Source organism: Cellulosimicrobium funkei (assembly GCF_900155925.1).
Lineage (GTDB): Bacteria > Actinomycetota > Actinomycetes > Actinomycetales > Cellulomonadaceae > Cellulosimicrobium > Cellulosimicrobium funkei.
Map to the genome: position 1 here is coordinate 1 of NZ_FTMI01000005.1, position 25,080 is coordinate 25,080.

General features: G+C 74.4%; 25 protein-coding genes. 12 read left to right on the forward strand and 13 right to left on the reverse strand.

The window, feature by feature from the left end; genetic code table 11:
* Positions 1–681: 681 nt before the first annotated feature.
* Genes BXA05_RS13230 through ctaC form a run of 3 tightly spaced genes read right to left on the reverse strand, consistent with a single transcriptional unit; the run spans position 682 to position 3,820 of the window.
* Positions 682–1,080, reverse strand: coding sequence for a cytochrome c oxidase subunit 4 (locus tag BXA05_RS13230; protein ID WP_076405413.1), 399 nt, complete (start codon positions 1,078–1,080; stop codon positions 682–684).
* Positions 1,077–2,900 carry an aa3-type cytochrome oxidase subunit I gene (gene ctaD / locus BXA05_RS13235; protein ID WP_021482036.1) on the reverse strand — a complete coding sequence of 608 codons (1,824 nt, stop codon included), beginning with the start codon at positions 2,898–2,900 and terminating at the stop codon, positions 1,077–1,079. The genes BXA05_RS13230 and ctaD overlap by 4 nt, the downstream gene beginning before the upstream one ends.
* The gene (gene ctaC / locus BXA05_RS13240) at positions 2,900–3,820 is read right to left on the reverse strand and encodes an aa3-type cytochrome oxidase subunit II (RefSeq protein ID WP_021482035.1); all 921 of its coding nucleotides are present in this window, start codon (positions 3,818–3,820) and stop codon (positions 2,900–2,902) included. The genes ctaD and ctaC overlap by 1 nt, the downstream gene beginning before the upstream one ends.
* Before the next feature lie 401 nt (positions 3,821–4,221).
* On the opposite strand from ctaC, the gene BXA05_RS13245 reads away from it, so the two are divergent.
* Both BXA05_RS13245 and BXA05_RS13250 read left to right on the forward strand, forming a co-directional pair.
* A complete protein-coding gene (locus BXA05_RS13245) occupies positions 4,222–5,367 on the forward strand; it encodes a cysteine desulfurase family protein (protein ID WP_076405415.1) in 1,146 nt (381 codons plus the stop codon).
* Entirely contained in the window at positions 5,364–5,651 is a 288-nt protein-coding gene (locus BXA05_RS13250) for a sulfurtransferase TusA family protein (protein WP_244550464.1), read from the forward strand. The genes BXA05_RS13245 and BXA05_RS13250 overlap by 4 nt, the downstream gene beginning before the upstream one ends.
* 116 nt (positions 5,652–5,767) lie before the next feature.
* Here the strand turns inward: BXA05_RS13250 and erpA are convergent, their stop codons facing one another.
* Together erpA and BXA05_RS13260 are read right to left on the reverse strand one after the other, a co-directional pair.
* The gene (gene erpA / locus BXA05_RS13255; protein ID WP_043658948.1) at positions 5,768–6,118 is read right to left on the reverse strand and encodes an iron-sulfur cluster insertion protein ErpA; all 351 of its coding nucleotides are present in this window, start codon (positions 6,116–6,118) and stop codon (positions 5,768–5,770) included.
* Between the two features lie 224 nt (positions 6,119–6,342).
* A complete protein-coding gene (locus BXA05_RS13260) occupies positions 6,343–7,548 on the reverse strand; it encodes a glycerate kinase (protein ID WP_076405419.1) in 1,206 nt (401 codons plus the stop codon).
* Between the two features lie 138 nt (positions 7,549–7,686).
* Here BXA05_RS13260 and nadA point away from each other — a divergent pair, with 138 nt between their 5' ends.
* A complete protein-coding gene (gene nadA, locus BXA05_RS13265; RefSeq protein WP_076405421.1) occupies positions 7,687–8,895 on the forward strand; it encodes a quinolinate synthase NadA in 1,209 nt (402 codons plus the stop codon).
* A gap of 56 nt (positions 8,896–8,951) precedes the next feature.
* Entirely contained in the window at positions 8,952–9,551 is a 600-nt protein-coding gene (locus BXA05_RS13270) for a DJ-1/PfpI family protein (protein ID WP_076405423.1), read from the forward strand.
* A 45-nt stretch (positions 9,552–9,596) separates the two neighbouring features.
* On the opposite strand, the gene BXA05_RS13275 is transcribed toward BXA05_RS13270, so the two are convergent.
* A complete protein-coding gene (locus BXA05_RS13275) occupies positions 9,597–9,962 on the reverse strand; it encodes a DUF3817 domain-containing protein (protein ID WP_244550465.1) in 366 nt (121 codons plus the stop codon).
* A gap of 93 nt (positions 9,963–10,055) precedes the next feature.
* On the opposite strand from BXA05_RS13275, the gene BXA05_RS13280 reads away from it, so the two are divergent.
* Positions 10,056–10,586 (forward strand): acyl-CoA thioesterase, encoded by a 531-nt coding sequence (locus BXA05_RS13280; protein ID WP_034652193.1) that lies wholly within the window; start codon positions 10,056–10,058, stop codon positions 10,584–10,586.
* 73 nt (positions 10,587–10,659) lie between these two features.
* On the opposite strand, the gene BXA05_RS13285 is transcribed toward BXA05_RS13280, so the two are convergent.
* A complete protein-coding gene (locus tag BXA05_RS13285) occupies positions 10,660–12,069 on the reverse strand; it encodes a dipeptidase (RefSeq protein WP_076405774.1) in 1,410 nt (469 codons plus the stop codon).
* Between the two features lie 74 nt (positions 12,070–12,143).
* Here BXA05_RS13285 and BXA05_RS13290 point away from each other — a divergent pair, with 74 nt between their 5' ends.
* Together BXA05_RS13290 and BXA05_RS13295 are read left to right on the forward strand one after the other, a co-directional pair.
* Positions 12,144–12,737, forward strand: coding sequence for a DUF3043 domain-containing protein (locus BXA05_RS13290; protein WP_076405427.1), 594 nt, complete (start codon positions 12,144–12,146; stop codon positions 12,735–12,737).
* Between the two features lie 50 nt (positions 12,738–12,787).
* Entirely contained in the window at positions 12,788–13,801 is a 1,014-nt protein-coding gene (locus BXA05_RS13295) for an aldo/keto reductase family protein (protein WP_076405429.1), read from the forward strand.
* A 58-nt stretch (positions 13,802–13,859) separates the two neighbouring features.
* Here the strand turns inward: BXA05_RS13295 and yczE are convergent, their stop codons facing one another.
* A complete protein-coding gene (gene yczE, locus BXA05_RS13300; protein ID WP_076405431.1) occupies positions 13,860–14,603 on the reverse strand; it encodes a membrane protein YczE in 744 nt (247 codons plus the stop codon).
* 62 nt (positions 14,604–14,665) lie between these two features.
* Between yczE and yczR the strand changes: the two genes are divergently transcribed.
* Positions 14,666–16,177, forward strand: coding sequence for a MocR-like transcription factor YczR (yczR, locus tag BXA05_RS13305; RefSeq protein WP_083711884.1), 1,512 nt, complete (start codon positions 14,666–14,668; stop codon positions 16,175–16,177).
* A gap of 108 nt (positions 16,178–16,285) precedes the next feature.
* On the opposite strand, the gene BXA05_RS13310 is transcribed toward yczR, so the two are convergent.
* The 4 genes from BXA05_RS13310 to BXA05_RS13325 are packed head-to-tail and all read right to left on the reverse strand — an operon-like array spanning position 16,286 to position 18,516.
* Positions 16,286–16,495, reverse strand: coding sequence for a hypothetical protein (locus BXA05_RS13310; protein WP_076405433.1), 210 nt, complete (start codon positions 16,493–16,495; stop codon positions 16,286–16,288).
* On the reverse strand, positions 16,492–17,604 hold the full coding sequence (locus BXA05_RS13315; protein WP_051028503.1) for a quinone-dependent dihydroorotate dehydrogenase: 1,113 nt from the start codon (positions 17,602–17,604) through the stop codon (positions 16,492–16,494). The genes BXA05_RS13310 and BXA05_RS13315 overlap by 4 nt, the downstream gene beginning before the upstream one ends.
* A complete protein-coding gene (locus BXA05_RS19760) occupies positions 17,601–18,143 on the reverse strand; it encodes a hypothetical protein (RefSeq protein WP_083711885.1) in 543 nt (180 codons plus the stop codon). Before BXA05_RS19760 ends, BXA05_RS13315 begins: the two co-directional genes overlap by 4 nt.
* Before the next feature lie 16 nt (positions 18,144–18,159).
* Positions 18,160–18,516: a hypothetical protein gene (locus BXA05_RS13325; protein ID WP_034652936.1), complete on the reverse strand. Its 357-nt coding sequence runs from the start codon at positions 18,514–18,516 to the stop codon at positions 18,160–18,162.
* A gap of 89 nt (positions 18,517–18,605) precedes the next feature.
* On the opposite strand from BXA05_RS13325, the gene BXA05_RS13330 reads away from it, so the two are divergent.
* Positions 18,606–20,111: a leucyl aminopeptidase gene (locus tag BXA05_RS13330; RefSeq protein WP_034652934.1), complete on the forward strand. Its 1,506-nt coding sequence runs from the start codon at positions 18,606–18,608 to the stop codon at positions 20,109–20,111.
* An 84-nt stretch (positions 20,112–20,195) separates the two neighbouring features.
* Here the strand turns inward: BXA05_RS13330 and BXA05_RS13335 are convergent, their stop codons facing one another.
* The gene (locus tag BXA05_RS13335) at positions 20,196–20,558 is read right to left on the reverse strand and encodes an oxidoreductase (protein ID WP_372490632.1); all 363 of its coding nucleotides are present in this window, start codon (positions 20,556–20,558) and stop codon (positions 20,196–20,198) included.
* A gap of 215 nt (positions 20,559–20,773) precedes the next feature.
* Here BXA05_RS13335 and lpdA point away from each other — a divergent pair, with 215 nt between their 5' ends.
* The 3 genes from lpdA (at position 20,774) to BXA05_RS13350 (ending at position 25,052) form a co-directional block, all read left to right on the forward strand.
* Positions 20,774–22,156 carry a dihydrolipoyl dehydrogenase gene (lpdA, locus tag BXA05_RS13340; protein ID WP_061269200.1) on the forward strand — a complete coding sequence of 461 codons (1,383 nt, stop codon included), beginning with the start codon at positions 20,774–20,776 and terminating at the stop codon, positions 22,154–22,156.
* A 30-nt stretch (positions 22,157–22,186) separates the two neighbouring features.
* The gene (gene sucB, locus BXA05_RS13345; RefSeq protein WP_076405435.1) at positions 22,187–23,989 is read left to right on the forward strand and encodes a 2-oxoglutarate dehydrogenase, E2 component, dihydrolipoamide succinyltransferase; all 1,803 of its coding nucleotides are present in this window, start codon (positions 22,187–22,189) and stop codon (positions 23,987–23,989) included.
* 169 nt (positions 23,990–24,158) lie between these two features.
* Positions 24,159–25,052, forward strand: a complete 894-nt coding sequence (locus BXA05_RS13350) for a TIGR01777 family oxidoreductase (RefSeq protein ID WP_076405437.1) — start codon at positions 24,159–24,161, stop codon at positions 25,050–25,052.
* Positions 25,053–25,080: the final 28 nt, after the last annotated feature.

A 25,080-nucleotide genomic window follows, 5' to 3' on the forward strand; every position in this document is an offset into this window, starting at 1 on the left:
GACGACCCCGCCGCACGACACCCGGTCGGCGAGCACGACCCCGCTCCCCCACCACAACGAGGTTGGTCCCGCTATCCGGTGGATAGCGGGACCAACCTCGTTGTCGGCGGCCGCCCAGGGCCACCCCGGTCAGTCCGCGGTCGCCAATAGGTGCCGCGTCATGGCGTCGGCCCCGGGGGGCGTCGCCGGCAGCGTCTCCGGCCGTCACGACGTTCCGGCGCGCTCCGTCGCCTGCCCCACACCGCCCCTCACACTGCCCCGCACCGCGACCACGCACCGTCCCGCGCTGGACCACTGGACGAAGACGCCACAGCCGTTCAGCGAGCGAGCCGGGGCGCGTCCGGGTCGCCGTCGTCGTGACGGCTTCCCCGCTCGACGTGAGGCCGCCCTACGAACCTGCGGCCCTGCCCTGCCGTGTCCGCTCCCGTCCGCGCGTGTGTGCTCCCGCCCGCGCAAGGGCGCTCCCGTCCGCGCGTGTGCGCTCCCGCCCGAACGGGGGCGCTCCCGCCCAGGCGTTGGCGCCCCATTCCGGCCTGGGACGCTAGAACGCCGTCAGAGCGCCACAGAGAGCGGCTCCGGCACTCGGACGTGTCCCCGCAGCAACGAACGCCCTACGCCCCCGCGCAGACAGCAGGACGGCCCGACCCCCGTGAGGGGATCGGGCCGTCCGGAAGCGGTGCGTCAGTGCGCGTGCTGGCCGCGGGAGAACTCGAAGACCCAGCCGACGAGGGCGATCGCGCTGAGCGCGATACCCACGTAGACAAGCCACCAGCCGACCGCGAGGCCGAGGAAGACGATCGCCGCCGAGCCTGCGATCGCGAGCGGCCACCAGCTCCACGGGGCGTACACGCCCTGGTCGCCAGCACCCTGCTCGATGAGGCCGTCCGGGTCGTCCTCGGGCCGCGCGTCGATCCGCTTGGCGGTGAGCGCCAGGTACGCCCCGATCATGCCCGACAGACCTGCGGTCAGGAGGAGCGCGGCGCTGCCGACGGGCTCCCAGCCGCTCCAGAACCCGTACACCACGCCGATGAGCGCGAAGAAGGGCGTCAGGAAGATGAACAGCTTGTACTCGACCTTCACTTGCCGGCCTCCTCGTCCGTGTCACCCGTGCGCGGCTCGTCGATGATGATCGTCGACGTCGAGTCGCTGCCTGCCTGCTTGTCGCCGAGGCGGTCGAGCGCGACGCTCTTCTCACCGCGGCGGTCGGCCTCCCCGTAGACCTTCTCCAGGACGTTGGGGTTCGGCTCCGCGTGGTCCATCGCGGCGACCTCGGGGTGGTGCAGGTCGAACGCGGGCGACTCGGAGCGGATGCGCGGCAGCGACGTGAAGTTGTGCCGCGGCGGCGGGCAGGACGTGGCCCACTCGAGCGAGCGGCCGTAGCCCCACGGGTCGTCGACCTGGACCTTGGGCGCGTTGCGCCAGGTCGTGTAGACGTTCCAGAGGAACGGCAGCGTCGACGCGGCGAGGATGAACGCCCCGACCGTCGAGACCTGGTTCTCCCACGTGAAGCCGTCGGACGGCGCGTAGTCCGCGTAGCGGCGCGGCATGCCCTCGACGCCCAGCCAGTGCTGGATGAGGAACGTCATGTGGAAGCCGATGAAGAGCAGCCAGAAGTGGACCTTGCCGAGGCGCTCGTTGAGCATGCGCCCGGTGAACTTGGGCCACCAGAAGTAGAAGCCGGCGAACATCGCGAACACCACGGTGCCGAACACGACGTAGTGGAAGTGCGCCACCACGAAGTACGAGTCGGACAGGTGGAAGTCGAGCGCCGGGCTGGACAGGATGACGCCCGTGAGACCGCCGAAGAGGAAGGTCACGAGGAACCCGATCGACCACAGCATCGGTGTCTCGAACGTCAGCTTCCCTCGCCAGAGGGTCCCGATCCAGTTGAAGAACTTCACGCCGGTCGGCACGGCGATGAGCATCGTCATGAAGGCGAAGAACGGCAGGAGGACCGCGCCGGTCACGTACATGTGGTGGGCCCACACGGTGACGGACAACGCAGCGATCGCGATCGTCGCGTAGACGAGGCCCTTGTAGCCGAAGATCGGCTTGCGGGCGAACACCGGGAAGATCTCGGACACGATGCCGAAGAACGGCAGCGCGATGATGTAGACCTCAGGGTGCCCGAAGAACCAGAACAGGTGCTGCCACAGGATGGCGCCCCCGTTCTCGGGGTTGAAGATCTGGGCACCGAGGCGCCGGTCGGCGCCGAGCGCGAAGAGCGCGGCGGCCAGGGGCGGGAACGCCATGAGCACGAGGAGGCTCGTGATGAGCGTGTTCCACGTGAAGATCGGCATGCGGAACATCGTCATGCCGGGCGCGCGCATCGTGATGATCGTCGTGATGAAGTTGACCGCACCGAGGATCGTGCCGAAGCCGGCGAGCGCGAGCCCGAACACCCAGAGGTCTCCCCCGAGCCCTGGACTGAACGTCGTGTTCGACAACGGCGCGTACGCGAACCACCCGAACGAGGCGGCGCCCTGCGGCGTGAAGAAGCCGGCCGAGGCGATGAGACCACCGAAGAGGTAGAGCCAGTACGCGAACATGTTCAGTCGCGGGAACGCGACGTCCGGCGCACCGATCTGCAGCGGCATGATCACGTTCGCGAACCCGGCGAAGAGCGGGGTCGCGAACAGCAGCAGCATGATCGTGCCGTGCATCGTGAAGAGCTGGTTGTACTGCTCCTTGCTCTGCACGATCTGGATGCCGGGCTCGAAGAGCTCCGCACGGATCACGAGGGCCATGAGGCCGCCGATGCAGAAGAAGATGAACGACGTGATCAGGTACATGTACCCGATCGTCTTGTGGTCGGTGGACGTGACCCACTTGATCACGGTCCGCCCGAGGGTCTGACGCCGCGGCGCGAGACCGGGGATGACTTCGGCCTGCGCGACCATCAGTTCTCACCCTCCGTGGTAGCGGTGACAGGGTTCGGGTCCTGGAGACGGCTGAAGCCCTCCACCGGGATCTGACCCTCCTGGCCCTTCTCGCGGAGCGCCTCCATCTGCGCGTCGTACTCCGCGCGGTCGACGACCTCGACGTTGAACAGCATGCCGGAGTGGTGCTCGCCGCAGAGCTCGGCGCACTTGCCGGCGTAGACGCCCTCGCGCTCCGGGGTGACCACGAACTCGTTCGTCCGGTGCGGGATCATGTCGAGCTTGTAGAGGAACGCGGGGATCCAGAAGGAGTGGATGACGTCGCGCGACTGCAGCTCGAACCGCACCGACTCACCGACGGGCAGGTAGAGCGTCGGCAGCGCCGCCGCCGTGCCCGGGGCACCGTCGATCGTCGCGTCGTCGGTCATGGTGTCGCCGACGTCCGCCAGGTGCTGGCCCGTCTCGTAGACGTCGTCGTCCACGTAGTTGAAGTCCCAGCTCCACTGCTTGCCGATGACCTGGACCGTGAGGTCGGACTCGACGTCCTTGTCCACGATCGCGCTCATGTCGCGGTCCGTGTAGAAGAAGAGGACGAGGACCATGAGGATCGGCACGGCCGTGTACATGATCTCGAGCGGCAGGTGGTAGCGCGTCTGCACGGGGAGCTGGTGGTCGTCCTTGCGCTTGCGGTACGCGGCGACGCACCACAGCATCAGGCCCCACGTGATCACGCCGACGATGAGGGCCGCGATCCAGGAGCCGGTCCACAGCGACGTGATCCGGGCGGTCTGGTTGGTCACCTCCCCGTCCTCGTAACCGGGCAGGAACCCGCGCTGGACGGTGTCGGTGGCGCAGCCGGACGCCACCGCGGCGACGGCGACGGCGAGGGCCGTCGCCCGCAGGATGGTGCGCCGTGTGCGGCTAGGGGGTTGCGAGTGCAAGGGGGGCCTTTCACGTCACGTCCTGCCCGTGCCCGTCTTTACGAGCCCAGCACAGGACCTTCGTCCTCGACACACGAAGCCTAGCGCGGGATTCCGCCCTTCGTGGCCCGGAACGCGCTGCGGACGGGCGAGATGCGGCACACGTCGTGGCCGGTCAGGGGTGGGTTCGGCACACCCGTCCCGAGTCTGTCAGATCCTTGCCACACCGTCGGCCCACCGGGCAGCACGGTAGCGTGCCGGTGGGACCTTCGGACTCCCGGAGGCACCTCGTCGCGGGGCGCGCGAGCGCAACGATCCGACGCCGTGCGCCGGACCTCGACCGGCGCCCTGCGCCCGCTCGGGCCGTCTCAGCCCGGCCGTCCCCCGCTCCGCGACGGCCCCGCCCGCGCCCTGGAGGCCATGTGACACACACCACCCCCGATCGCCGGGTCCTTCTCGACAACGGGGGGCGCGCCCCCTGGCACCCGCTCGCGCGCGAGGCCTTCGACCGCGCGCTCGACGACGGCTGGGCCGACCCCCGACGCCTCCACGCCGAGGGCAGGCGTGCCGCGGCCCTGCTCGACGGCGCCCGCGAAGCCGTCGCCGCCGCGCTGGGCGCGCGCACGGAGGAGGTCGTCTTCACCGCGAACCACACCGCGTCCCTCCACACGGCCGTCGCCGCGCTCGCCGGTGCGCGTCACCGCGCGGGGCGACGGGTCGTCGTCGGCGCCGTCGAGCGTGCCGCCGTCCTGCACGCCGCCGAGCACGGTGGCCTGGAGCGGGAGGTCGTCGGGGTGGACAGGTCCGGCCGCGTCGACGCCGCGGAGATGACCGACGCCGTCGGCCGCCCGGGCGTGGCGCTCGCCGCGCTCCAGGCCGCCAACGGCGAGGTGGGGACGCGGCAGCCGGTCGCGGCCGTGCACGAGGCGGCGCGGGGGGCGGGGGTCCCGCTGCTCGTGGACGCGGGGGCCACGCTCGGGCACGACGTCGTCCCCGAGACCTGGGACGCGCTCGCCGCCGACCCGGCGGACTGGGGCGGCGGTCCGGGCATCGGTGTCCTCGCGGTGCGTTCCCGCGTCCGACGGCGCAGCCCGTTCCCGGAGGACGCGGACCCGTGGGCACCCGGCGGGGTGTCCGTCCCGGCGGCGTTCGCCGCGGCCGTGTCGCTGCAGGCGGTGCTGGCCGACCGGGACGCGCAGGACGCGCGGCGTCGGGCGCTCGTCGACCGCGTGCGGGCACGGGTCGCGCAGATCCCCGACGTCGAGGTGGTCGGCGACCCGGTCGACCGGCTCCCCCACGTCGCGACCTTCTCCTTCCTCTACGTGGACGGCGAGGCGCTGCTCACCGACCTGGACCGCGAGGGCATCGCCGTCGGCTCCGGGTCGGCGTGCACGTCGAGCTCGCTCGAGCCCTCGCACGTCCTCGCGGCGATGGGCGTGCTCACGCACGGCAACGTGCGCGTCGCCCTGGACCGCTCGACGACGGAGGACGACGTCGAACGGCTGCTCGCCGCCCTGCCGGACGCCGTCGCCCGCGTGCGCGCGGCGCTGGGGGTGCAGGGCCTGTGACCGGCGCTCCCCCGCCCTTGCCGGCGTCCGGCGCGTCCGGCGACGCGGGCGACGTGGTCGACGCGCGCGGGCTGCGCTGCCCGCTCCCCGTGATCCGGCTCGCGGCGGCAGCGCGCGACCTCGCGCCGGGCGCCCGGCTCACCGTGTGGTCGACCGACCCGGCCGCCCGCCTCGACGTCCCCGCGTGGGCGCGGATGCGCGGGCACGCGGTCGTGGGCGAGGAACGGCTCCCCGGTCAGGGAGAGGCCGAGGCCTGGGCGATCACCGTCGAGATCGGCGGCTGACCCCGCCGCGAGCGCGGCAGGGCGGCACGACCCGCGGACGACGCGAGCCCGGCCACCCGCGGACGGGTGACCGGGCTCGTGCGGTCCGGTGGCGTGCGCGCGGCACGCCGGACGGCTCAGCTGAAGGAGCCGCCGCAGGCGCAGGCGCTGCCCGCGTTGGGGTTGTCGATCGTGAAGCCCTGCTTCTCGATCGTGTCGGCGAAGTCGATCGTCGCGCCCTCGAGGTAGGGGACGCTCATCTTGTCGACCACGACCTCGACGCCGTCGTAGTCGCGCAGCGCGTCGCCGTCGAGCACGCGCTCGTCGAAGTAGAGCTGGTAGATCAGGCCGGAGCAGCCGCCGGGCTGCACCGCGACGCGCAGGCGCAGGTCGTCGCGACCCTCCTGCTCGAGGAGCGTGCGGACCTTGTCCGCGGCCTCGTCGGTCAGGTTGACGCCGTGCGTGGCAATGTCGGTGGTCTCGCTCATCTCGTCTCCGCGCTGTCGGGGGCAGTGCTGCCCCGGTGGTGGCCGGCTTCTCGGATCTCTCGAGAGAGATCCCGTCAGGTCCTCAACACCACACGTGCCGGTGGTGTTCCCGAGTCTACGACCCCGCGCGGCAGGAAGGTCGAACGGGCCTCGCCGCACGGGGTGCAAGGACGACGACGGAGGAGCCGCACGGGTGGCGCCGTCGACCTCGGCCGACGCGCGCCTCAGCCGCGCGACCACGTGCGCGCGACGCGCTCCACGAGGTCGCGCGGGTCGCCGTCGCCCCACGCGTACGCACCGCTGAGCCCCGCGGCCGCCTGCTCGCGACGGCCCGCGACGACCGCGCGCGCGACGACGACCACCGGGAGCGCGTGCCGCGCCGCCCGGCCGGCCACCTCGCGGACGGTCCCCTCGCCGAGCTCGTGCGCGCCGAGCTCGTCGGCGAGCACCACGACGACGTCCGCGTCCGCGAGCCGCGCGTCGAGCCCGACGTCGTCCGCCACGACCCGGAGCGCGGGCACGAGCCTGCCGCCCAGCGCCGCGACGGCGAAGCCCAGCCCTCCCCCGCTGCCCGCCCCCGGCAGCGCGGCGAGGCGGCGGCCCGCCGTCGCGCCCGCGAGCAGGTCGCGCCCGACGATCCCGTGCTCCCCCGGCCCGGCCGCGTCCGCGCGGTCGGCGGCGGCGGCGACGTCGTGCGCGACCGCGCCGAGCGCGCGCTCGAGGTGCTGGGCCACCAGCGGGTCGACACCGCGCGCGTCGAGGGTCGCGCTCGCGCCGTGCAGACCGAGGAGCGGGACGTCGGACGCGACGGCCGCCACGAGGTGCGTGCCGCCCAGCGCGGCGCGCGCGGCGCGCACGACGTCCGCCAGCCGGGCGGGCGCCACCTCGGACGCCGACGGCTCGCCCGCGAGCGCGAGGAGCGCCCCGAAGCCCGCGTCGTGGCTCGTGCTGCCCCCGGTCGCGAGGACGACCCGGCCGGGATCCGACCCCGCCCGAGCGGCGTCGACCGCGAGCGCGAGCAGGTGCCCGACGGCGGTCGACGAGCGGGCGGGCACCGTCGTCGGCGTCCCGTCGGCATCGACGACGACGGCCTCCCCGGTGGCCGGGACCTGGGACGCGTCGACGACGACGGTCCGGGCCTGCACACCCTCGTGCGGCGAGGACGCGCGCCGTCGGACGGCGACCGGGACCTCCGCGCCGCCCGGGCCCGGCACGACGCCCGCGAGGACCTCGGGCGCGACGGGAGCGAGGGCGTCGAGGAACGCGGGCCCCGAGGCCGCGAGGGGCACGGTGTCCACGGCGCCGTGCGCGGACCACCACGAGGCGACGTCGGCGAGGCTCGGTCCGGCGGCAGCTGGCACGACGTCGCGGCCCGGCCACGCGCCGTCGGGCGGGGGCGGGACGGCGGACCCGGTGAGCAGCACGCGCATGCCCGGATTGTGCCAGCCCGGGCGCGGCCCGGCGGGTCGTGCCCGGGCGCGCCGATCCGCGGTGAGAGGACCCTCTCCGTCTCCGCGGCGCTGTGCGACGATGGTCCCGTGAGCACCGGGAACACCTTGTTGTCGTCCGTGGGCGGTCCGAGCACCGCACGCCCGGGCGGTTTCGTCGAGCCCAACCCGTCCGCCCTGCTCCTGCTGGGGCAGGGCCGGGACCTCGCGTCCGAGCGCGGCGTCGAGTGCGTGGGCGACCTGCCCGCGCCGAGCGACCCCGACCTCGTCGAGCGCGCCCGGGTCGCGCGCGCCGCGCTGGGCGAGCGGGCGTTCGTCCTGGGCCACCACTACCAGCGCGACGAGGTCATCGACTTCGCCGACGTCACGGGCGACTCCTTCAAGCTCGCGCGCGAGGCGGCCGCCCGCCCCGAGGCGGAGTTCATCCTCTTCTGCGGCGTGCACTTCATGGCCGAGAGCGCGGACATCCTCACGTCCGACGCGCAGCAGGTCGTGCTGCCGGACCTCGCAGCGGGTTGCTCGATGGCGGACATGGCCGCCATCGACCAGGTCGAGGACGCGTGGGACGTGCTGCAGGAGGTCGGCATCGCCGACTCGACGATCCCCGTGACCTACATGAACTCCTCGGCCGCGATCAAGGCCTTCACGGGGCGCCACGGCGGCACGGTGTGCACGTCGTCGAACGCGGAGGTCGCGCTGCGCTGGGCGTTCGACCAGGTGGGCGGCGTGGACGGCACGGGCAAGGTCCTGTTCCTCCCCGACCAGCACCTGGGCCGCAACACCGCGGTGCTGAAGCTCGCGATGTCGCTCGACGACTGCGTCGTGTTCGACCCGCGCAAGCCGAACGGCGGTCTCACCGACGCCGAGCTGCGCGACGCGCGCATGATCCTGTGGCGCGGGCACTGCTCGGTCCACGGGCGGTTCTCGGCGAAGAACGTCGAGGACGTCCGTGCGGCCGTCCCGGACGTCAACGTGCTGGTGCACCCCGAGTGCAAGCACGAGGTCGTCACGGCGGCGGACTTCGTCGGGTCGACGGAGTACATCATCAAGATGCTCGACGCCGCCGAGCCGGGCTCGGCGTGGGCGATCGGGACCGAGCTCAACCTCGTGCGCCGCGTCGCGCGGGCGCACCCGGACAAGCAGGTGCACTACCTCGACTCGACGGTGTGCTTCTGCTCGACGATGAACCGGATCGACCTGCCGCACCTCGTGTGGGCGATGGAGTCGCTCGTCGCCGGTCGCGTGGTGAACCGGATCGTCGTGGACGCCGACGACGCGCACTGGGCGCGCGTCGCGCTCGACCAGATGCTCGCCCTGCCCGGCCTCTAGGCGCGCGGGCAGGAGCGGTCGAGGCCCTCGGGACGCGAGGGCGCGCGGAGGTGGCCATGGGAACGGGCAACGGGACGAACGTCGGCATCTTCGTCTTCGACGAGGCCGAGGAGCTCGACGTCGCCGGGCCGTTCGAGGTGCTGTCGGCCTGGGCCGAGCACTCGGTGCTCAAGCCCCAGGTGTCGACGTTCTCGTGGGACGGCGGCGGCGTGCGGCTCGCGAAGGGCCTCCGCCTGCTCCCCGACCGCTCGGCGGACGACGTCGGCCCCCTCCACCTGCTCGTGTACCCCGGCGGTCGCGGGACGCGCCCGCTGCTCGGCGACCGCGTGCACCTCGAGTGGCTGCGCGCGATGCGGGCGCGCACCCCGGTGATCGCGAGCGTCTGCACGGGCTCGCTCGTCCTCGCCGCGGCGGGGCTGCTCGGGGGCCGGCCCGCGACGACGCACTGGGCGCACTACGACGAGCTCGCGCGGATCGACCCGAGCGTCGTGGTCGACACGGAGGCGCGCTACGTCGACGACGGCGACGTGGTCACCTCCGCCGGGGTGTCCGCGGGGATCGACATGGCGCTGCACCTCGTCGCGCGCCTGGAGAGCGCCGACGTCGCACGCGCCGTGCGGCGCGGGATCCAGTACGACCCCGACCCGCCGGTCTGATCGGGCCGAGCGGTCGGCGGGCCTGGGGTCAGCCGACCCGAGCGGTCAGCGGCGCGCGTAGCGGCCGGTGCGGTGCGCCCACACGTCGAAGAGGACGGTGCAGAACGGCGGGACGGTCGCGGCGAGCGCGAGGAAGGTCGTCCAGAGCGACCAGCGGACGCGCACGGCGACGAGCACGGCGAGCGCGACGTACACGAGCACGAGCCCGCCGTGGACGGGCCCGAAGATCTCCACGCCGCGCTCGGTCGTCCCGGCGACCCACTTGAGGTACATGCCGACGAGCAGGCCGGCCCAGGAGAACGCCTCGGCGATCGCGACCGCACGGAACGCGCGGACCTGCCACGGGTGCGGGGCGGGCGACCCGGTGTCGGCGGTGGCGGTGGGGCGAGGGGCGGGGCTCGTCGTCGTCACGGCGCGCATCCTCGCACACCGACCTGGAGGGGGATCGCCCGCCGTCGACGACAGATACCCGATACCGCTGGTGCGGGGTAGTAGCCTGCCCCGGTGACCCGCCAGATCCAGCTCCTCGTCGCCAGCACGATGCCGCGCAAGGCCGTGCCGGGCCGCGGCGTCCTCGAGCCGTCCGTCACGCGCATGCGCGTGCGTCCGGGCGACCTCGACTTCTACCTGCACGTGAACAACGGCGTGTACCTGCAGATGATGGACGTCGCGCGCAGCAACTTCATCGCCGACCTCGGCGGGTTCCCCCTGCTCAAGGACAAGGGCTGGTACCCCGTCGTCGCGGCGTCGACCATGAAGTACCGCCGCTCCCTGCAGCTCGGGGACCGCTTCGAGATCACGACGCGCGTGCTCGGGTGGGACGAGCGCGTCGTGTACCTCGAGCAGGTGTTCACACGCCGCGGTGACCTCTGCGCGCGCGGGCTCGTCGCCGGGCGCTTCCTCGCGCGCGGGTCCGGCGACCGGATCGCCGCGCCCGACGTCGTCGGGCTCCTGGGCGGCGACGTCACCTCCCCCGAGCTCCCGGACGACGTCGCGCGGTGGGCCCGGGCGGTCGACGTCGCGCACCGTGCCTGACGCCTGACGCCGCACGGCGGCGCTCCCCGGCCGACCGGGGAGCGCCGCCGCGTGCGGACCGGGCGGTCGCGGGTCAGGCGACCGCGCCGCCGAGCCGGGCGAGCAGGAGCGCCTCGGCGAGCACGACCTTCTCCAGCTCGCCGAGGTGGACCGACTCGTTCGCGCCGTGCGCGCGCGAGTCCGGGTCCTCGACGCCCGTGACGAGGATCGCCGCGTCGGGGAAGACCTCGAGCAGGTCGGCGATGAACGGGATCGACCCGCCGATGCCGATGTCGACGGGGTCCGTGCCCCACGACGTCGCGAACGCCCACCGCGCGGCCCGCATCGCCTCGGAGTCCGCCGGGGCGAGGAACGGCTTGCCCTGCTCGCCGTCGCGCACGGTCACGCGCGCGCCGAACGGCGCGTGCGACTCGAGGTGCGTGCGCAGCGCCGCCAACGCGGCCGCCGGGTCCTGGCCGGGCGCGAGCCGCACCGAGAGCTTCGCGGTCGCGCGGGGCGTGAGGGTGTTCGACGCGTGCGCGACGCTCGGCGCGTCGAGCCCGATCACGGCGATCGCCGGCTTGGTCCACAGCCGCCCGGCGATGCTGCCCTCCCCCGCGAGGACGGTGCCGTCGAGGAGCGAGGAGTCGGCGCGGAAGTCGGCCTCGGCGTAGTCCACGGTCGGCTCGTCCGCGGTGGCGAGCCCGGGCACCGCGACGTTGCCCGCTTCGTCGTGCAGGGTCGTGATCAGCCGCGCGAGCAGCGTCACGGCGTCGAGCACGGGGCCGCCGAACATGCCCGAGTGCACCGCGTGGTCGAGCACCGCGACCTCGACCTCGCAGTCCACGAGCCCGCGCAGCGACGTCGTGAGCGCGGGGACGCCGATCTTCCAGTTCGAGGAGTCGGCGACGACGATGACGTCGGCCGCGAGCAGGTCGCGGTGCTGCGTGAGGAACGGCAGGAACGTCGGCGAGCCGATCTCCTCCTCGCCCTCGACGAACACCGTCACCCCGACGGGGAGTTCGCCGATCTCCAGGAGGGCACGCAGCGCACCGAGGTGGGCCACGACGCCCGCCTTGTCGTCGGCCGCGCCGCGGCCGTAGAGGCGGCCGTCGCTCTCGGTCGGCTCGAACGGGTCGGTCTCCCACGTGCCGGCGTCGCCCGGGGGCTGGACGTCGTGGTGCGCGTACAGCAGGACGGTCGGGGCGCCGTCGGGCGCCGGGCGGCGCGCGACGACGGCGGGCGCGCCCTCGGTGCCGTCCTCGGCCCGGGCGCGCAGCACCTGGACCTCGGGCAGGCCGGCGTCGCGCAGGAGCGCGGCCACGGCGTCGGCGCTGGCGGCGACGTGCGCCTGGTCGAACGCGGCGTTCGAGACGCTCGGCACGCGCACGAGCGACTCCAGGTCGGCGCGCAGCGCCGGGAAGAGCCGGGCGACGGTCTCGCGGAGCGTGGTCGCGAGGGCGGTGCCGGGCGCGGGGGCGGTGGGTTCGGGTGAGTTCGTCACGACCAGCACGGTACGACACCGCGCGGCCCCGGACCCGCGTCCAGGCACCCCGTCGGCTCGACTACCCTGGAGGGGTGTTCTCCCGCAACAAGGCCGCCGCGACCCCCGCCGCCCCCGACCCCGTCGAGGAGGCGGCCGAGATCGAGCGCGCCGGCAAGGGCCGCCCGACCCCTAAGCGCAAGGTCGCCGAGGCCGCGAACAAGCGTCCCCTCGTGCCGAACGACCGCCGCGCCGCCGCGAAGTCCGCGCGGGAGAAGCAGCGCGAGATGCGTGACCGTCAGTACCAGGCCATGCAGACCGGCGACGAGCGCTACCTGCCGCCGCGCGACAAGGGCCCGGTCAAGCGCTACGTGCGCGAGTACGTCGACGCCCGCTGGAACCTCGGTGAGTTCTTCCTGCCCGTCGCCCTCGTCTTCATCGTGTTCTCGTTCCTCACGGCGCGGAACCAGGAGCTCGCGTTCCTCACGGTCATGACGCTGTACGTCATCGTCCTGCTCACCGTCGTCGACGGCTTCATCATGTGGCGGCGCCTGCGCAAGCGCCTCCTCGCGAAGTTCGGCGACATCCCCAAGGGCACGGTCATGTACGCGGTCATGCGGGCGTTCCAGCTCCGCCGCGCGCGGCTGCCCAAGCCGACGCACAAGAAGCACGGCGTCTACCCCGAGTGACGACGGCGCCCGGCCCCGCGAGCGGCCGGGCCCGCGGCTAGGTTGGGTCCATGCCCACCTACCGCTACCTCGGCAACTCTGGTCTCAAGATCTCCGAGATCACCTACGGCAACTGGCTCACCCACGGCTCCCAGGTCGAGAACGACGTCGCGACGGCGTGCGTGCACGCAGCCCTCGACGCCGGCATCTCGACGTTCGACACCGCGGACGTCTACGCCAACACGAAGGCCGAGCAGGTGCTCGGCGACGCCCTCAAGGGCCAGCGACGCGAGTCGCTCGAGATCTTCACGAAGGTCTACTGGCCGACCGGCCCCGGCGGCCCCAACGACACCGGCCTGTCGCGCAAGCACGTCATGGAGTCGATCAACGGCTCCCTCAAGCGGCTCGGCACCGACTACGTCGACCTCTACCAGGCGCACCGGTACGACACCGAGACGCCGCTCGAGGAGACGATGCAGGCGTTCGCCGACATCGTGCGCCAGGGCAAGGCCCTGTACATCGGCGTCTCCGAGTGGACGGCGGACCAGATCCGCGCGGGCCACGCGCTCGCGCAGGACCTCGGGTTCCAGCTCATCTCCTCCCAGCCGCAGTACTCCATGCTCTGGCGCGTCATCGAGGACGAGGTCGTGCCGACGTCGCGCGAGCTCGGGCTCTCGCAGATCGTCTGGTCGCCCATGGCGCAGGGCGTGCTGTCCGGCAAGTACCTCCCCGGCAAGCCGCTGCCGGCAGGGTCGCGCGCGACCGACGACAAGGGCGGCGCGCGCATGATCCAGCGCTTTCTCACCGACGACGTGCTCACGCGCGTGCAGAACCTCCGGCCCGTCGCCGACGAGCTGGGCCTGAGCATGGCGCAGCTCGCGATCGCGTGGGTGCTGCAGAACGACAACGTCGCCGCGGCGCTCGTCGGGGCGTCGCGCCCCGAGCAGGTCGCGGAGAACGTCAAGGCGTCAGGCGTGACGATCCCGGCCGAGCTCATGGCCCGGATCGACGAGATCCTCGGGGGCGCCGTCGAGCGCGACCCGGGCAAGACGGCGGAGAACGCCCCGCAGGGCCGCGTCGCCTGACGCACGCCACCGCACGCGACGACGGCCCCGGCAGCACGCCGGGGCCGTCGTCGTCTCCTCACCGGCCGGACGCGGGCATGCCTCCCTCGTCCGGCCGGGGGCCTGCGGTCGCGGGGACGGGCTCCCGCGACGCGGTCTCGACGTCCGACGCGGGCTCGCCGTCCGACGCCGCCACGATGTCCGTCGCCGCCTCGGAGGCCGCGGCGGCGACGAGCCCGCGCGGCGCGAACCAGCGCGCCGTGAGCTGGACGATCGGCCCGACGGCGAGCGCGTAGGCGACCGTCGCCCAGCCGAGCGTGCCGCCGAGCGCCCAGCCCAGCGTCACAACGACGACCTCGAGGAGGGTCCTCACGAGCCGGACCGACCAGCCGGTGCGCGCCACCAGGCCGGTCATGAGTCCGTCGCGGGGTCCCGGGCCGAGCCGCACGCCCAGGTAGGCCGCCGTCGCGAGGCCGTTGAGCACGATGCCCCCGACGGCCAGGGCCACGCTCGCGGCGACGCCCGGGTCGGGCACGAGGCGCGTGACGAGCGCAATGGCCGGGTCGATCGTCAGCGTGATGACGACGACGTTCGCGACCGTGCCGATCCCGGGCCGCTGCCGGAGCGGGATCCAGGCCAGCAGGGCCAGCACGCTCAGCGACCCGACGACGACGCCGAACGGGAGCCCCGTGCGGCGGACGACGCCCTGGTGCAGCACGTCCCACGGCATCCCGCCCTGGCCCGCGTGGATCAGCAGCGCCATGGACAGCGCGTAGCCGAGCAGGCCGAGGAGGAGCTGGACGGTGCGGCGGGTGGGGCTCATGGGTGTCATCCTGACCGCCGAGTGGCATCGACATCCATAGCCAATCGCGAGAGAGTGGCCCCATGAGCCTTGCCCCGGCCGGGACGGTCGACGTCCACCGCCACCTGTCCCCCGCTGCTGCCGCGCGGCTGCTCGGCCGGTGGCACGCGGGCGGCCCCGCGTACACCGCCCTCGCCGACGCGCTGCGGGCCGCCGTCCTCGCGGGAACCCTCGCGCCGCACACGCGCCTGCCGTCCGAGCGCGACCTCGCCGTCGCTCTCGGCGTCTCGCGCACCACGACCGCCGCCGCGTACGGGCGCCTGCGCGAGCTCGGGTTCGCGCGCTCGCGCACCGGCTCGGGCACCGTCGTCGTGCTCCCCCGCCCGAGCGCGCGCCGGCCCGCGGACCGCGCGGCCGGCGGCGACGCCCCGCCCGGGCCCGCGCCGCGCACCGCGCCGATCGACCTCGCCGACCTGTCGCAGGCGACCTCCGCCGCGCCGAGCGGCCTGCACGCCGCCTACTCGCGCGCGCTGGAGCGGCTGCCCGAGTACCTGTCCGGCGGCGGCTACGAGCCGTACGGCCTCGGCGTCCTCCGCGAGGCCCTCGCCGACCACCACACACGCCGCGGCACGCCCACCACGCCCGACGAGGTGCTCGTCACCACGGGCGCCCAGCACGCCATCACCACGCTCGCCGACACCCTCCTCGGGGCAGGTGACCGCGCCGTCGTGCAGTCGCCCACGTACTACCACGCGATGGAGTCGCTGCGACGGGCGGGCGCGCGGCTGGTGCCCGTCCCCGTAGGCCGGGGAGGCCACGGGGCGCGGGGCAGCGACGACCACGACGCGCCGGGGTTCGACGTCGACCTGTTCGACTCCACGCTGCGCCAGGTCGCGCCGCGGCTCGTCTACCTCGTGCCCGACTTCCACAACCCGACCGCCTACACCCTCACGCCCGAGGAGCGGGCGGGCGTGCGCGACGCCGCGGCCCGCCACCGCGTGACCGTGGTCGGCGACGAGACGCTCACCGACCTCGACCTCGACGGCGACCCGGACGCCACCGGTCCGGTCGTGGAGCCGCTCGCGGGCGACGGCACCTCGCCGTACGTCGTCACGGTCGGCTCGGCGTCCAAGTCGTTCTGGGGCGGGCTGCGGGTCGGCTGGGTCCGCGCCCACCCGGACCTCGTCGCGCGCCTCGCGCGCACGCGGCAGTCGGCGGACATCGCCACCGCGGTGCTGGAGCAGCTCACCGTCGTCGAGCTGCTCGACGACGCCCCCGCGGTCCTCGCCGAGCGCCGTCGGACGCTCCGCGCGCAGCGCGACCTCCTGTGCGGCCTGCTCGCCCGGGCGCTGCCGCAGTGGCGCGTGGACGCGCCCGAGGGCGGTCTCTCGCTGTGGGTCGACCTGGGCGCGCCGGTCGCGCAGGCGCTCGCCGCCGCCGCGGCGGCCGAGGGCGTCCTCGTCAATGCCGGCCCGACCTTCACGCCCGACGGCAGCGCGGCCGACCGGCTGCGCCTGACGTTCTCCCGACCGCCCGAGCAGCTCGAGCACGCCGTGGCGCGGCTCGCCGCCGCGTGGGCCCGGGTCGCGGGCTGACGGTCCTCCGGGGCGACGGCGCGCGACGGGCTCGCGCGCCCGCGTTGCCTGCGTCGCCCGGGCCGGACCAGCCGGCCATGCGTCCAGGTCAGGAGGCGGGCGACCCGGTCAGGGGACGCGCAGCTCCACCGTCGCGGTCGCCTGGCTGCCGTCGTGCAGGAGCCGGGCGGCGGCAGCGCCCTCCGCGGCGAGGCTCCGCCAGGTCTCGCCGAGCCACTGCTCGGCGTCGTACTGCGTCGTGAAGACGGGGCTCACCGGCGAGGCGAGCGCGCGCCCCTCGGCGTCGTCGAGCTCCCAGACCCACTGCGGCCGGATCATCGTGCCTCCTTCGCGTCGGCGCCCCGCACGTGCGCGCCGGGCTCGGGGTGCCGCGCGAGCGAGCGGTTGATCCGCGCCGCCCACAGCGGGCCCTGGTAGAGGAACCCGGTGTACCCCTGCACGAGGTCCGCGCCCGCGTGCAGGTAGTCGCGCGCGTCGTGCGCGGTGGTGATCCCCCCGACGCCGATGATCGCGCGCTGCGGCCCGAGCCGCTCGCGCAGGCGCGCGACGACGGCCAGGCCACGCGCGCGGACGGGCGGGCCCGAGAGGCCGCCGGGCCCGCGGTCGTGCCCGATCGTCGTGTTCACGGCGACGACGCCGTCGAGGTCGAGCTCGTCCACGAGGTCGGCGACGGCGTCGACGTCCTCGTCCGCGAGGTCCGGGGCGATCTTGACGAGCAGCGGCACCCGGCCGACGCCCGCGTCCGCCGTGGCCGCGTCGGCCGCCTCGCGCACGGCCACGAGGATCGGCCGCAGCGACTCGACCTCCTGGAGGTCGCGCAGGCCCGGGGTGTTCGGGGACGACACGTTCACCACGAGGTAGTCCGCGTACGGCGCGAGCAGGCCCGCGCTCGTCGCGTAGTCCGCGGCCGCCTCCTCGGCGGGCGTGACCTTCGTCTTGCCGATGTTCGCCCCGACGAGCACGGCACGCCCGCCCCGCGTCGAGCGCAGGGCCGCGAGCCGGCGCGCGGCCGCCGCGGCGCCCTCGTTGTTGAACCCCATGCGGTTGCGCACGCCCTGGACGTCGAGCTCGCGCCACAGGCGCGGCCGCTCGTTGCCGGGCTGGGCGTGCGCCGTCACGGTGCCGATCTCGACGAACGCGAAGCCGAGCATCGTCAGCCCGCGCACCGCCCGGGCGTCCTTGTCGAAGCCGCCCGCGAGCCCGAACGGCGCCGGGAAGACCTTGCCGAGCACCTCGACGCTCCCCCGGCCCCCCGCCGCGCGGCCCAGGTAGGGCGCGAGCGCCCCCTGGACGACGTCGCGCAGCACGGGCACGCGCCCGGCGAACCCGATGAGGTCGAACGCCACGTGGTGCGCCCGCTCGGGGTCCATCCGGCGGAACACGGTGTCGAAGAGGAGGCCGTAGAGGAGCGGTCGGCGGCGGGTCATACGGCGTCCTCCGGGGCGTCGGTGACGGGGGTGGTGGGGGCGGCGGGGGGCGGGGTGGTCACGCCGGGCGCGGCGGGCCGGGTGCGCCAGAGCCACCAGAGCCCGACGAACGGCAGCACGAGCGGGACGTAGCCGTAGCCCTGGCCGAAGCCCGACCAGACGGTCGCGCGCGGGAAGGCCTCGGGGTCGGCGAGCGAGAACGCGCCGACGGTCAGGACGCCGACGAGCTCGACGCCCACGGCGAGCCACGCCACGCGGCGCGCGACGCGGCCGCCCCGCGCGAGGGCGATCGTCGCGACGACGTAGACCGCCGCCGCGAGCGCCGACAGCGCGTAGGCGAGCGGCGCCTCGTGCCAGTCGCGCAGGAGCTGGACCCCGGCGCGGGCCGTCGCGGCGAGCGCGAAGATCCCGTAGACGGCGACGAGCACCCGGCCGAAGCCGCCGTTGGTGCGGCGCTGCCCCGAACGGGGGTCCGGGCGACCGCCCGCTGCGGGCGTCGCCGCCGGGTCCGCCCCGTCGGGGGCGGCAGGTGCGCTCATGGCGAGGGCCTCCAGGTCAGGCGTTCCAGATCTGCCACAGCCGCCACTCGAGGAACGCGACCGTGAGCGCGGCGACCGCGAGCACGACGGAGCTCCAGCGCGAGCGCTCCGCGAACGCCCACAGCGCGGCGACGGGCAGGATGACGAGTGCGGTCACGAGGTAGCCCCACAGCAGCACCGGGTCGGTGGGCGCCGTCCCGGTCGCGCCGAGCACCCCGAGCACGACCGCCTGCACGAGGATCAGCCCCTCGATCACCGCGGCGCCCCACAGCTGGCGCAGGATCACCGCGCGGTCGCGCGCGACGAACACGACCGCCCAGGCGGCGAGCGCGACGCACGCCGCGACCACGAGGAGCAGGAGGGGGAGGACCACGCCGCCGAGCGTACCGGGGGCGGTGGGCGCCGCGGGAATCGTCCACAGGCCCGGCGGACCCCGCGGGCGGCCGGGGATAGCATCGCGGGGTGGCTGAACTGACCGTCTCCAGCAAGAATCCCGCCGGTGCCAAGGTCGACGCGCTCGTCGTCGGCACCCACACGACGTCCGACGGCGTCGCGATCGTCGGGGGCGACCTGCCCCGTCCGGTGGTCGCCGCCCTCGAGGACCTCGCACCCGCGCTCGGCATCACGGGCGCCGCCGACGAGGTCCGCAAGGTCCCCGCCGGTCCCGACCTCAAGGCGGGCGTGCTCGTGCTCGTGGGCCTCGGCGCCCGCCGGGCCGACGGCACGTTCGGCGCCGAGGCGCTGCGCCGTGCGGCGGGGGCCGCGCTGCGCGCGCTCGCCGGCACCGCGTCGGTCGCCGTCGCGCTGCCCGTCGAGGACGACGCGCAGCTCGCCGCCGTCGCCGAGGGCGCGCTCCTGGGCACCTACACGTTCGCGCGCTACCGCACGGGCGAGGCCGCGACGTCGGCCGGGAGCCGTCCGCCCGCGACCGTCGAGATCCTCGCGGCGAACGCGCGCAGCGCCGCCGCGAAGGCCGCCGTCGAGCGCGCGACGGTCGTCGCCGCCGCGGTCAACGCGACGCGCGACCTCGTGAACGCGGCGCCGAACGACCTGTACCCGGCCGCGTTCGCCGACGTCGCGAAGCAGGCCGTCAAGGAGTCCGGCGCCAAGGGCCTCAAGGTCACCGTGCTCGACGACAAGGCGCTCGCCGCGGGCGGGTACGGCGGTCTGGTCGGCGTGGGCCAGGGCTCGGCGCGCGGGCCGCGCCTGGTCAAGGTCGCCTACACGCCGTCGCGCCCTGCGGCGAAGGTCGCGCTCGTCGGCAAGGGCATCACGTTCGACTCGGGCGGCATCTCCATCAAGCCCGCGAAGGGCATGGAGGCGATGAAGTCCGACATGGCCGGCGCCGCCGCGGTGCTCCAGACCGTCGTCGCCGCCGCGCGCCTGGGCCTGCCCGTGGCGGTCACGGGCTGGCTGTGCCTGGCGGAGAACATGCCGTCCGGCACCGCGCAGCGCCCGTCCGACGTCATCACGATCCGGGGCGGCAAGACGGTCGAGGTGCTCAACACCGACGCCGAGGGCCGCCTCGTCATGGCCGACGGCCTCGTCGCCGCGGTCGAGGAGAAGCCCGACGTCGTGCTCGACGTCGCGACGCTCACCGGCGCCCAGATGGTCGCGCTCGGCAACCGCGTCTCGGCGGTCATGGGCGCCGACGACGTGCGCGCGGAGGTCGTCGCGGCGGCCGACGCCGCGGGCGAGCAGTTCTGGCCGATGCCGCTGCCCGAGGAGCTGGGCGCGTCGCTGAAGTCGAAGGTCGCGGACCTCGCCAACATCGGCGACCGGTTCGGCGGGATGCTCGTCGCCGGGCTGTTCCTCCAGGAGTTCGTCGGCGAGACGCCGTGGGCCCACCTCGACATCGCCGGCCCCGCGTTCAACGAGGGCTCCGCGCACGGGTACACGCCGGTCGGCGGCACGGGCGTCGCCGTCCGCACCCTGCTGGGCCTGGTCGAAGGCCGCGCCCGCCGCTGACCCGACCCCGCCGAGCAGGTGGTCCTGGTCCGTCCGGTCGCCCCGACGGACCAGGACCGCCTGCTCGCCCGGCGGGCGGCCCGGTCAGGAGCTCCGGCGTTGCCGCTGGCTGGAGTTCCAGTCGCGCATGCGCTGCGGGTAGCCGGTGAAGCGGACGTTGTAGACGGGCACGCCCAGCGAGCCGGCGACGTCGAACGCCGTCTTCTCGTCAGGCACGCGGCGCCGCGTCCACTCCCCCGTCGTCGCGATGAGCAGGAGCGTCGCGCCCGTGTCCGGCGTGGGCGGCTCGACGTACGCCTCGACGCCGACGCGCGTGCGCACGAACTCCTGCAGGTGTGCGAGCGTCGCGCGGCGGGCGTCCGACGGCGCGGCCGCGGCGCCGCCCGGCGACGAGGTGGTCGCGGGACGGCGGGAGAACAGGCTGGACAGCTTGGGCAGCCGGGGCACAGCGGCAGGGTACAGCGTGACCCTGGTCATACGGTGGGCGCGCTGTCTCCAGCGTCACAGCCGTACGGCCCAGGTTTCGATTGGGGAGCCCGTCCCCGAGGTGCCAAGATGGCTCCCGGAGAACGTTCACGCACCGTGGGTCAGCGGTTCCCGTCCGGCCCGCCGTCGTGCCGTGGACGCCCGCTCTCGCTCTCCCCTCGCTGAAGGAGTCGCACGTGGCCGAACCCGGCACACCATTCGACGTCGTCGTCCTGGGCGGAGGCAGCGCCGGCTACGCCACCGCGCTGCGTGCCGCCCAGCTCGGTCTCGACGTCGCGCTCGTCGAGTCGGGCCGGCTCGGCGGTACCTGCCTGCACAACGGGTGCATCCCCACCAAGGCGCTGCTCCACGCGGCCGAGCTCGCCGACGGCGCCCGCGAGGGCGCGAAGTTCGGCGTGCGCAGCACGCTCGAGGGCATCGACATGGCGGGGGTCAACGCGTACAAGGACGGCGTCGTCGCCGGTCTGTACAAGGGTCTCCAGGGACTCGTCTCCTCGCGCGGCATCACGTACGTCGAGGGCCACGGTCGCCTCGTGTCGCAGGACACGGTCGAGGTCGACGGCACCCGCTACACCGGCCGCCACGTCGTGCTCGCCACCGGCTCGTACGCCCGGTCGCTGCCCGGTCTCGAGATCGGGGGCCGGGTCGTCACGTCCGACCAGGCGCTGCGGCTCGACCGCGTGCCGAAGTCGGTCGTCGTGCTCGGCGGCGGCGTCATCGGCGTCGAGTTCGCGAGCGTGTGGAAGTCGTTCGGCGCCGACGTCCAGATCGTCGAGGCGCTGCCCCACCTCGTGCCGAACGAGGACGTGGCCCTGTCGAAGGCGCTCGAGCGCGCGTTCCGCAAGCGGGGCATCGCGTTCTCGCTCGGCGACCGGTTCGCCGGCGTCAAGGAGACCGACTCCGGGGTCACCGTGACCCTCGAGTCCGGGAAGACGTTCGAGGCCGAGCTGCTGCTCGTCGCCGTCGGGCGCGGCCCGCGCACCGCGGACCTCGGGTTCGAGGAGCAGGGCCTCACGCTCGACCGCGGCTTCGTGATCGTCGACGAGCGCCTGCACACGGGCGTCGGCAACATCTGGGCCGCGGGCGACATCGTCCCCGGCCTCCAGCTCGCCCACCGCGGCTTCGCGCAGGGCATCTTCCTCGCGGAGCAGATCGCGGGCCTCGACCCGACGCCGATCGTCGAGTCGTCCATCCCCCGGGTCACGTACTGCGAGCCCGAGGTCGCGTCCGTCGGCGTCACCGAGGCCGACGCCGCCGAGACGTGGGGGGCCGACCAGGTCGAGTCCCTCGAGTACAACCTCGCCGGCAACGGCAAGAGCAAGATCCTCGGGACGAGCGGCTTCGTCAAGCTCGTGCGCCGCAAGGACGGTCCCGTCGTCGGCGTGCACATGATCGGCGCCCGCGTCGGCGAGCTCGTCGGCGAGGGCCAGCTGATCGTGGGCTGGGAGGCGTACCCCGAGGACGTCGCCGCCCTGGTCCACGCCCACCCCACCCAGAACGAGGCACTCGGAGAGGCGCACCTGGCCCTGGCCGGCAAGCCTCTGCACGCCCACAACTGACCCCAACGATCGAAGGAGACCAGGCAGGTCATGTCTGAGAACGTGCAGATGCCGGCCCTCGGCGAGTCCGTCACCGAAGGCACCGTCACCCGTTGGCTCAAGTCGGTCGGCGACACCGTCGCCGTCGACGAGCCGCTGCTCGAGGTCTCGACCGACAAGGTCGACACCGAGATCCCGTCGCCCGTCGCGGGCACGCTCGAGCAGATCCTCGTCCAGGAGGACGAGACCGTCGAGGTCGGCGCGAACCTCGCCGTGATCGGCGACGGCTCGGGCGGTGGCGGCTCCGCGCCGGCCCCCGCCGAGGCCGAGACCGAGGCTCCGGCCCCGCAGGCCGCGCCGGAGCCGGAGCAGCCGGCCGCCCAGGAGGCGCCCGCCGCCCCCGCGCCCGCCGAGCAGCCCGCGCCGTCCGGCGACTCCGCCGGTGGCGGCGAGGAGATCAAGCTCCCGGCGCTCGGCGAGTCCGTCACCGAGGGCACCGTCACGCGGTGGCTCAAGTCGGTCGGCGACACCGTCGAGGTCGACGAGCCGCTGCTCGAGGTCTCGACCGACAAGGTCGACACCGAGGTCCCCTCGCCCGTCGCGGGCACCGTCCAGCAGATCCTCGTCCAGGAGGACGAGACGGTCGAGGTCGGCGCCGTGCTCGCGATCGTCGGCTCCGGTGCCGCCCCGGCCGCGGCCCCCGCCGCTCCGGCCGAGCAGCCCGCGCAGGAGGCCCCGAAGCAGGAGGAGGCGCCGACCGAGGCGCGCACCCCGGCGAGCGAGGCGGACGTGCCCGCGCAGGCCGCGCAGGAGGAGACGCCCGCCCCCGCGACGAGCGCCCCCGCTCCCGCCGCGGAGAAGCCGGCCGCGCCGTCGGCTCCTGGCGCGACCCCGGCCCCCGCCGCCAAGGCCGGTGGCACGTACCTCACGCCGCTCGTGCGCAAGCTCGCCGCGGACAAGGGCGTCGACCTCTCGTCCCTCACGGGCACGGGCGTCGGCGGCCGCATCCGCAAGGAGGACGTGCTCGAGGCAGCCCGCAAGGCCGAGGAGGCCAAGGCGGCGCCCGCCGCTGCCGCACCGGCCGCCCCCGCGGCCGGTGGCGCCCCGAAGAAGGCGTCGGTCCCGGCGGTCTCCCCCCTGCGCGGCACGACCGAGAAGACGAGCCGCCTGCGCAAGCTGGTCGCCAGCCGCATGGTCGAGGCGCTGAGCACGCAGGCCCAGCTCACGACGGCGGTCGAGGTCGACGTCACGCGCGTCGCCGCCCTGCGCAACCGCGCCAAGGCGGACTTCAAGGCACGCGAGGGCGCGAACCTCACGTTCCTGCCGTTCTTCACGCTCGCCGCGGTCGAGGCGCTCAAGGCCTACCCGAAGATCAACGCGACCTTCGCCGAGGACGAGATCACCTACCACGGCCAGGAGAACGTGGGCATCGCGGTCGACACCGAGCGCGGCCTCGTGGTCCCCGTCATCAAGGACGCGGGCGACCTCAACCTCGCCGGCATCGCGCGCAAGATCGCCGACCTCGGCGCGCGCACGCGTGCCAACAAGGTCGGTCCGGACGAGCTCGCGGGCGCCACGTTCACGATCACGAACACCGGCTCGGGCGGCGCCGTCTTCGACACGCCGATCGTCCCGGTCGGCCAGGTCGCGATCCTCGGCACGGGCACGATCACGAAGCGCCCCGTCGTGGTGACGGACGTGGACGGGAACGACACGATCGGCATCCGCTCGACGTGCTTCATCTTCCTGTCCTACGACCACCGCCTGGTCGACGGTGCGGACGCCGCGCGCTTCCTCACCACCATCAAGAACCGCATCGAGGAGGGCGCGTTCGAGGCCGAGGTCGGCCTCTGACGGACCCGCTCCGCGGCACCCGCCGCGGACCGCGCCGGCCTGCTCCGGCGCGACGCTGACGAGGGCCCCGACCGCACGCCGGTCGGGGCCCTCGCTCGTCCCTCCCTCCCGGCCGCGGATGCGTCCCGCGGACCGTGCCGAGTCCGCCGCAGACCCGTAGCGTGTCCCCATGGACATCGTCGTGGCGGGCTCGCACGGGCTCATCGGCACCGAGCTGCTCGAACGTCTGCGCGCGGACGGTCATCACGTGCGCCGCCTCGTGCGCCGCGCACCGCAGACCTCGGACGAGCACGAGTGGGACCCCGACTCCGGCCGGCTGGACCCGGGCGTGCTCGCGGGGGCAGACGCCGTCGTCAACCTCGCCGGAGCGGGCATCGGCGACCACCGCTGGACGACGGCGTACAAGCGGACGCTCGTCACGTCCCGCACGCGCACCACCGGGCTGCTCGCCCGCACGATCGCCGGCCTCGACTCGCCGCCGCCGGTCTGGCTCCAGGGCTCCGCCATCGGGTACTACGGCGACCGGGGCTCCCAGGTGCTCACGGAGACGTCCGCGTCGGGAGACGGCTTCCTCGCGCGGCTGGTCCGCGAGTGGGAGGCCGCGACCGCTCCCGCGGAGCAGGCGGGGGTCCGCGTCGTGCACGGCCGCACCGGCATCGTCCTCTCCCCCGACGGCGGCGCGCTCGGCCGGCTGCTGCCCCTCCTTCGGCTCGGCGTGGGCGGGCGCCTCGGCCCCGGGACGCAGTACTGGAGCTGGATCACGCTGCGCGACGAGGTCGCCGCGCTGCAGCACCTCCTCACCGCGCCCGTGCACGGCCCCGTCAACCTGTCCGCCCCGCACCCGGCGACCAACGCCGAGATCACCCGGGCGCTCGCGCGGGCGCTGCACCGTCCTGCCGTGCTCGCGGTGCCGTCGTTCGCCTTGCACGTCGCGCTCGGCGAGCTCGCGTCCGACATCCTCGGCTCCCAGCGCGCCCTGCCCACCGTCCTCGAGGCGAGCGGGTTCACGTGGTCCGACCCCGTCCTGGAGGACGCCGCGCGCGAGGTCGTCGAGAGCCGCTGACCGGCGGTCCTCACAGCCGGGCCTCCCC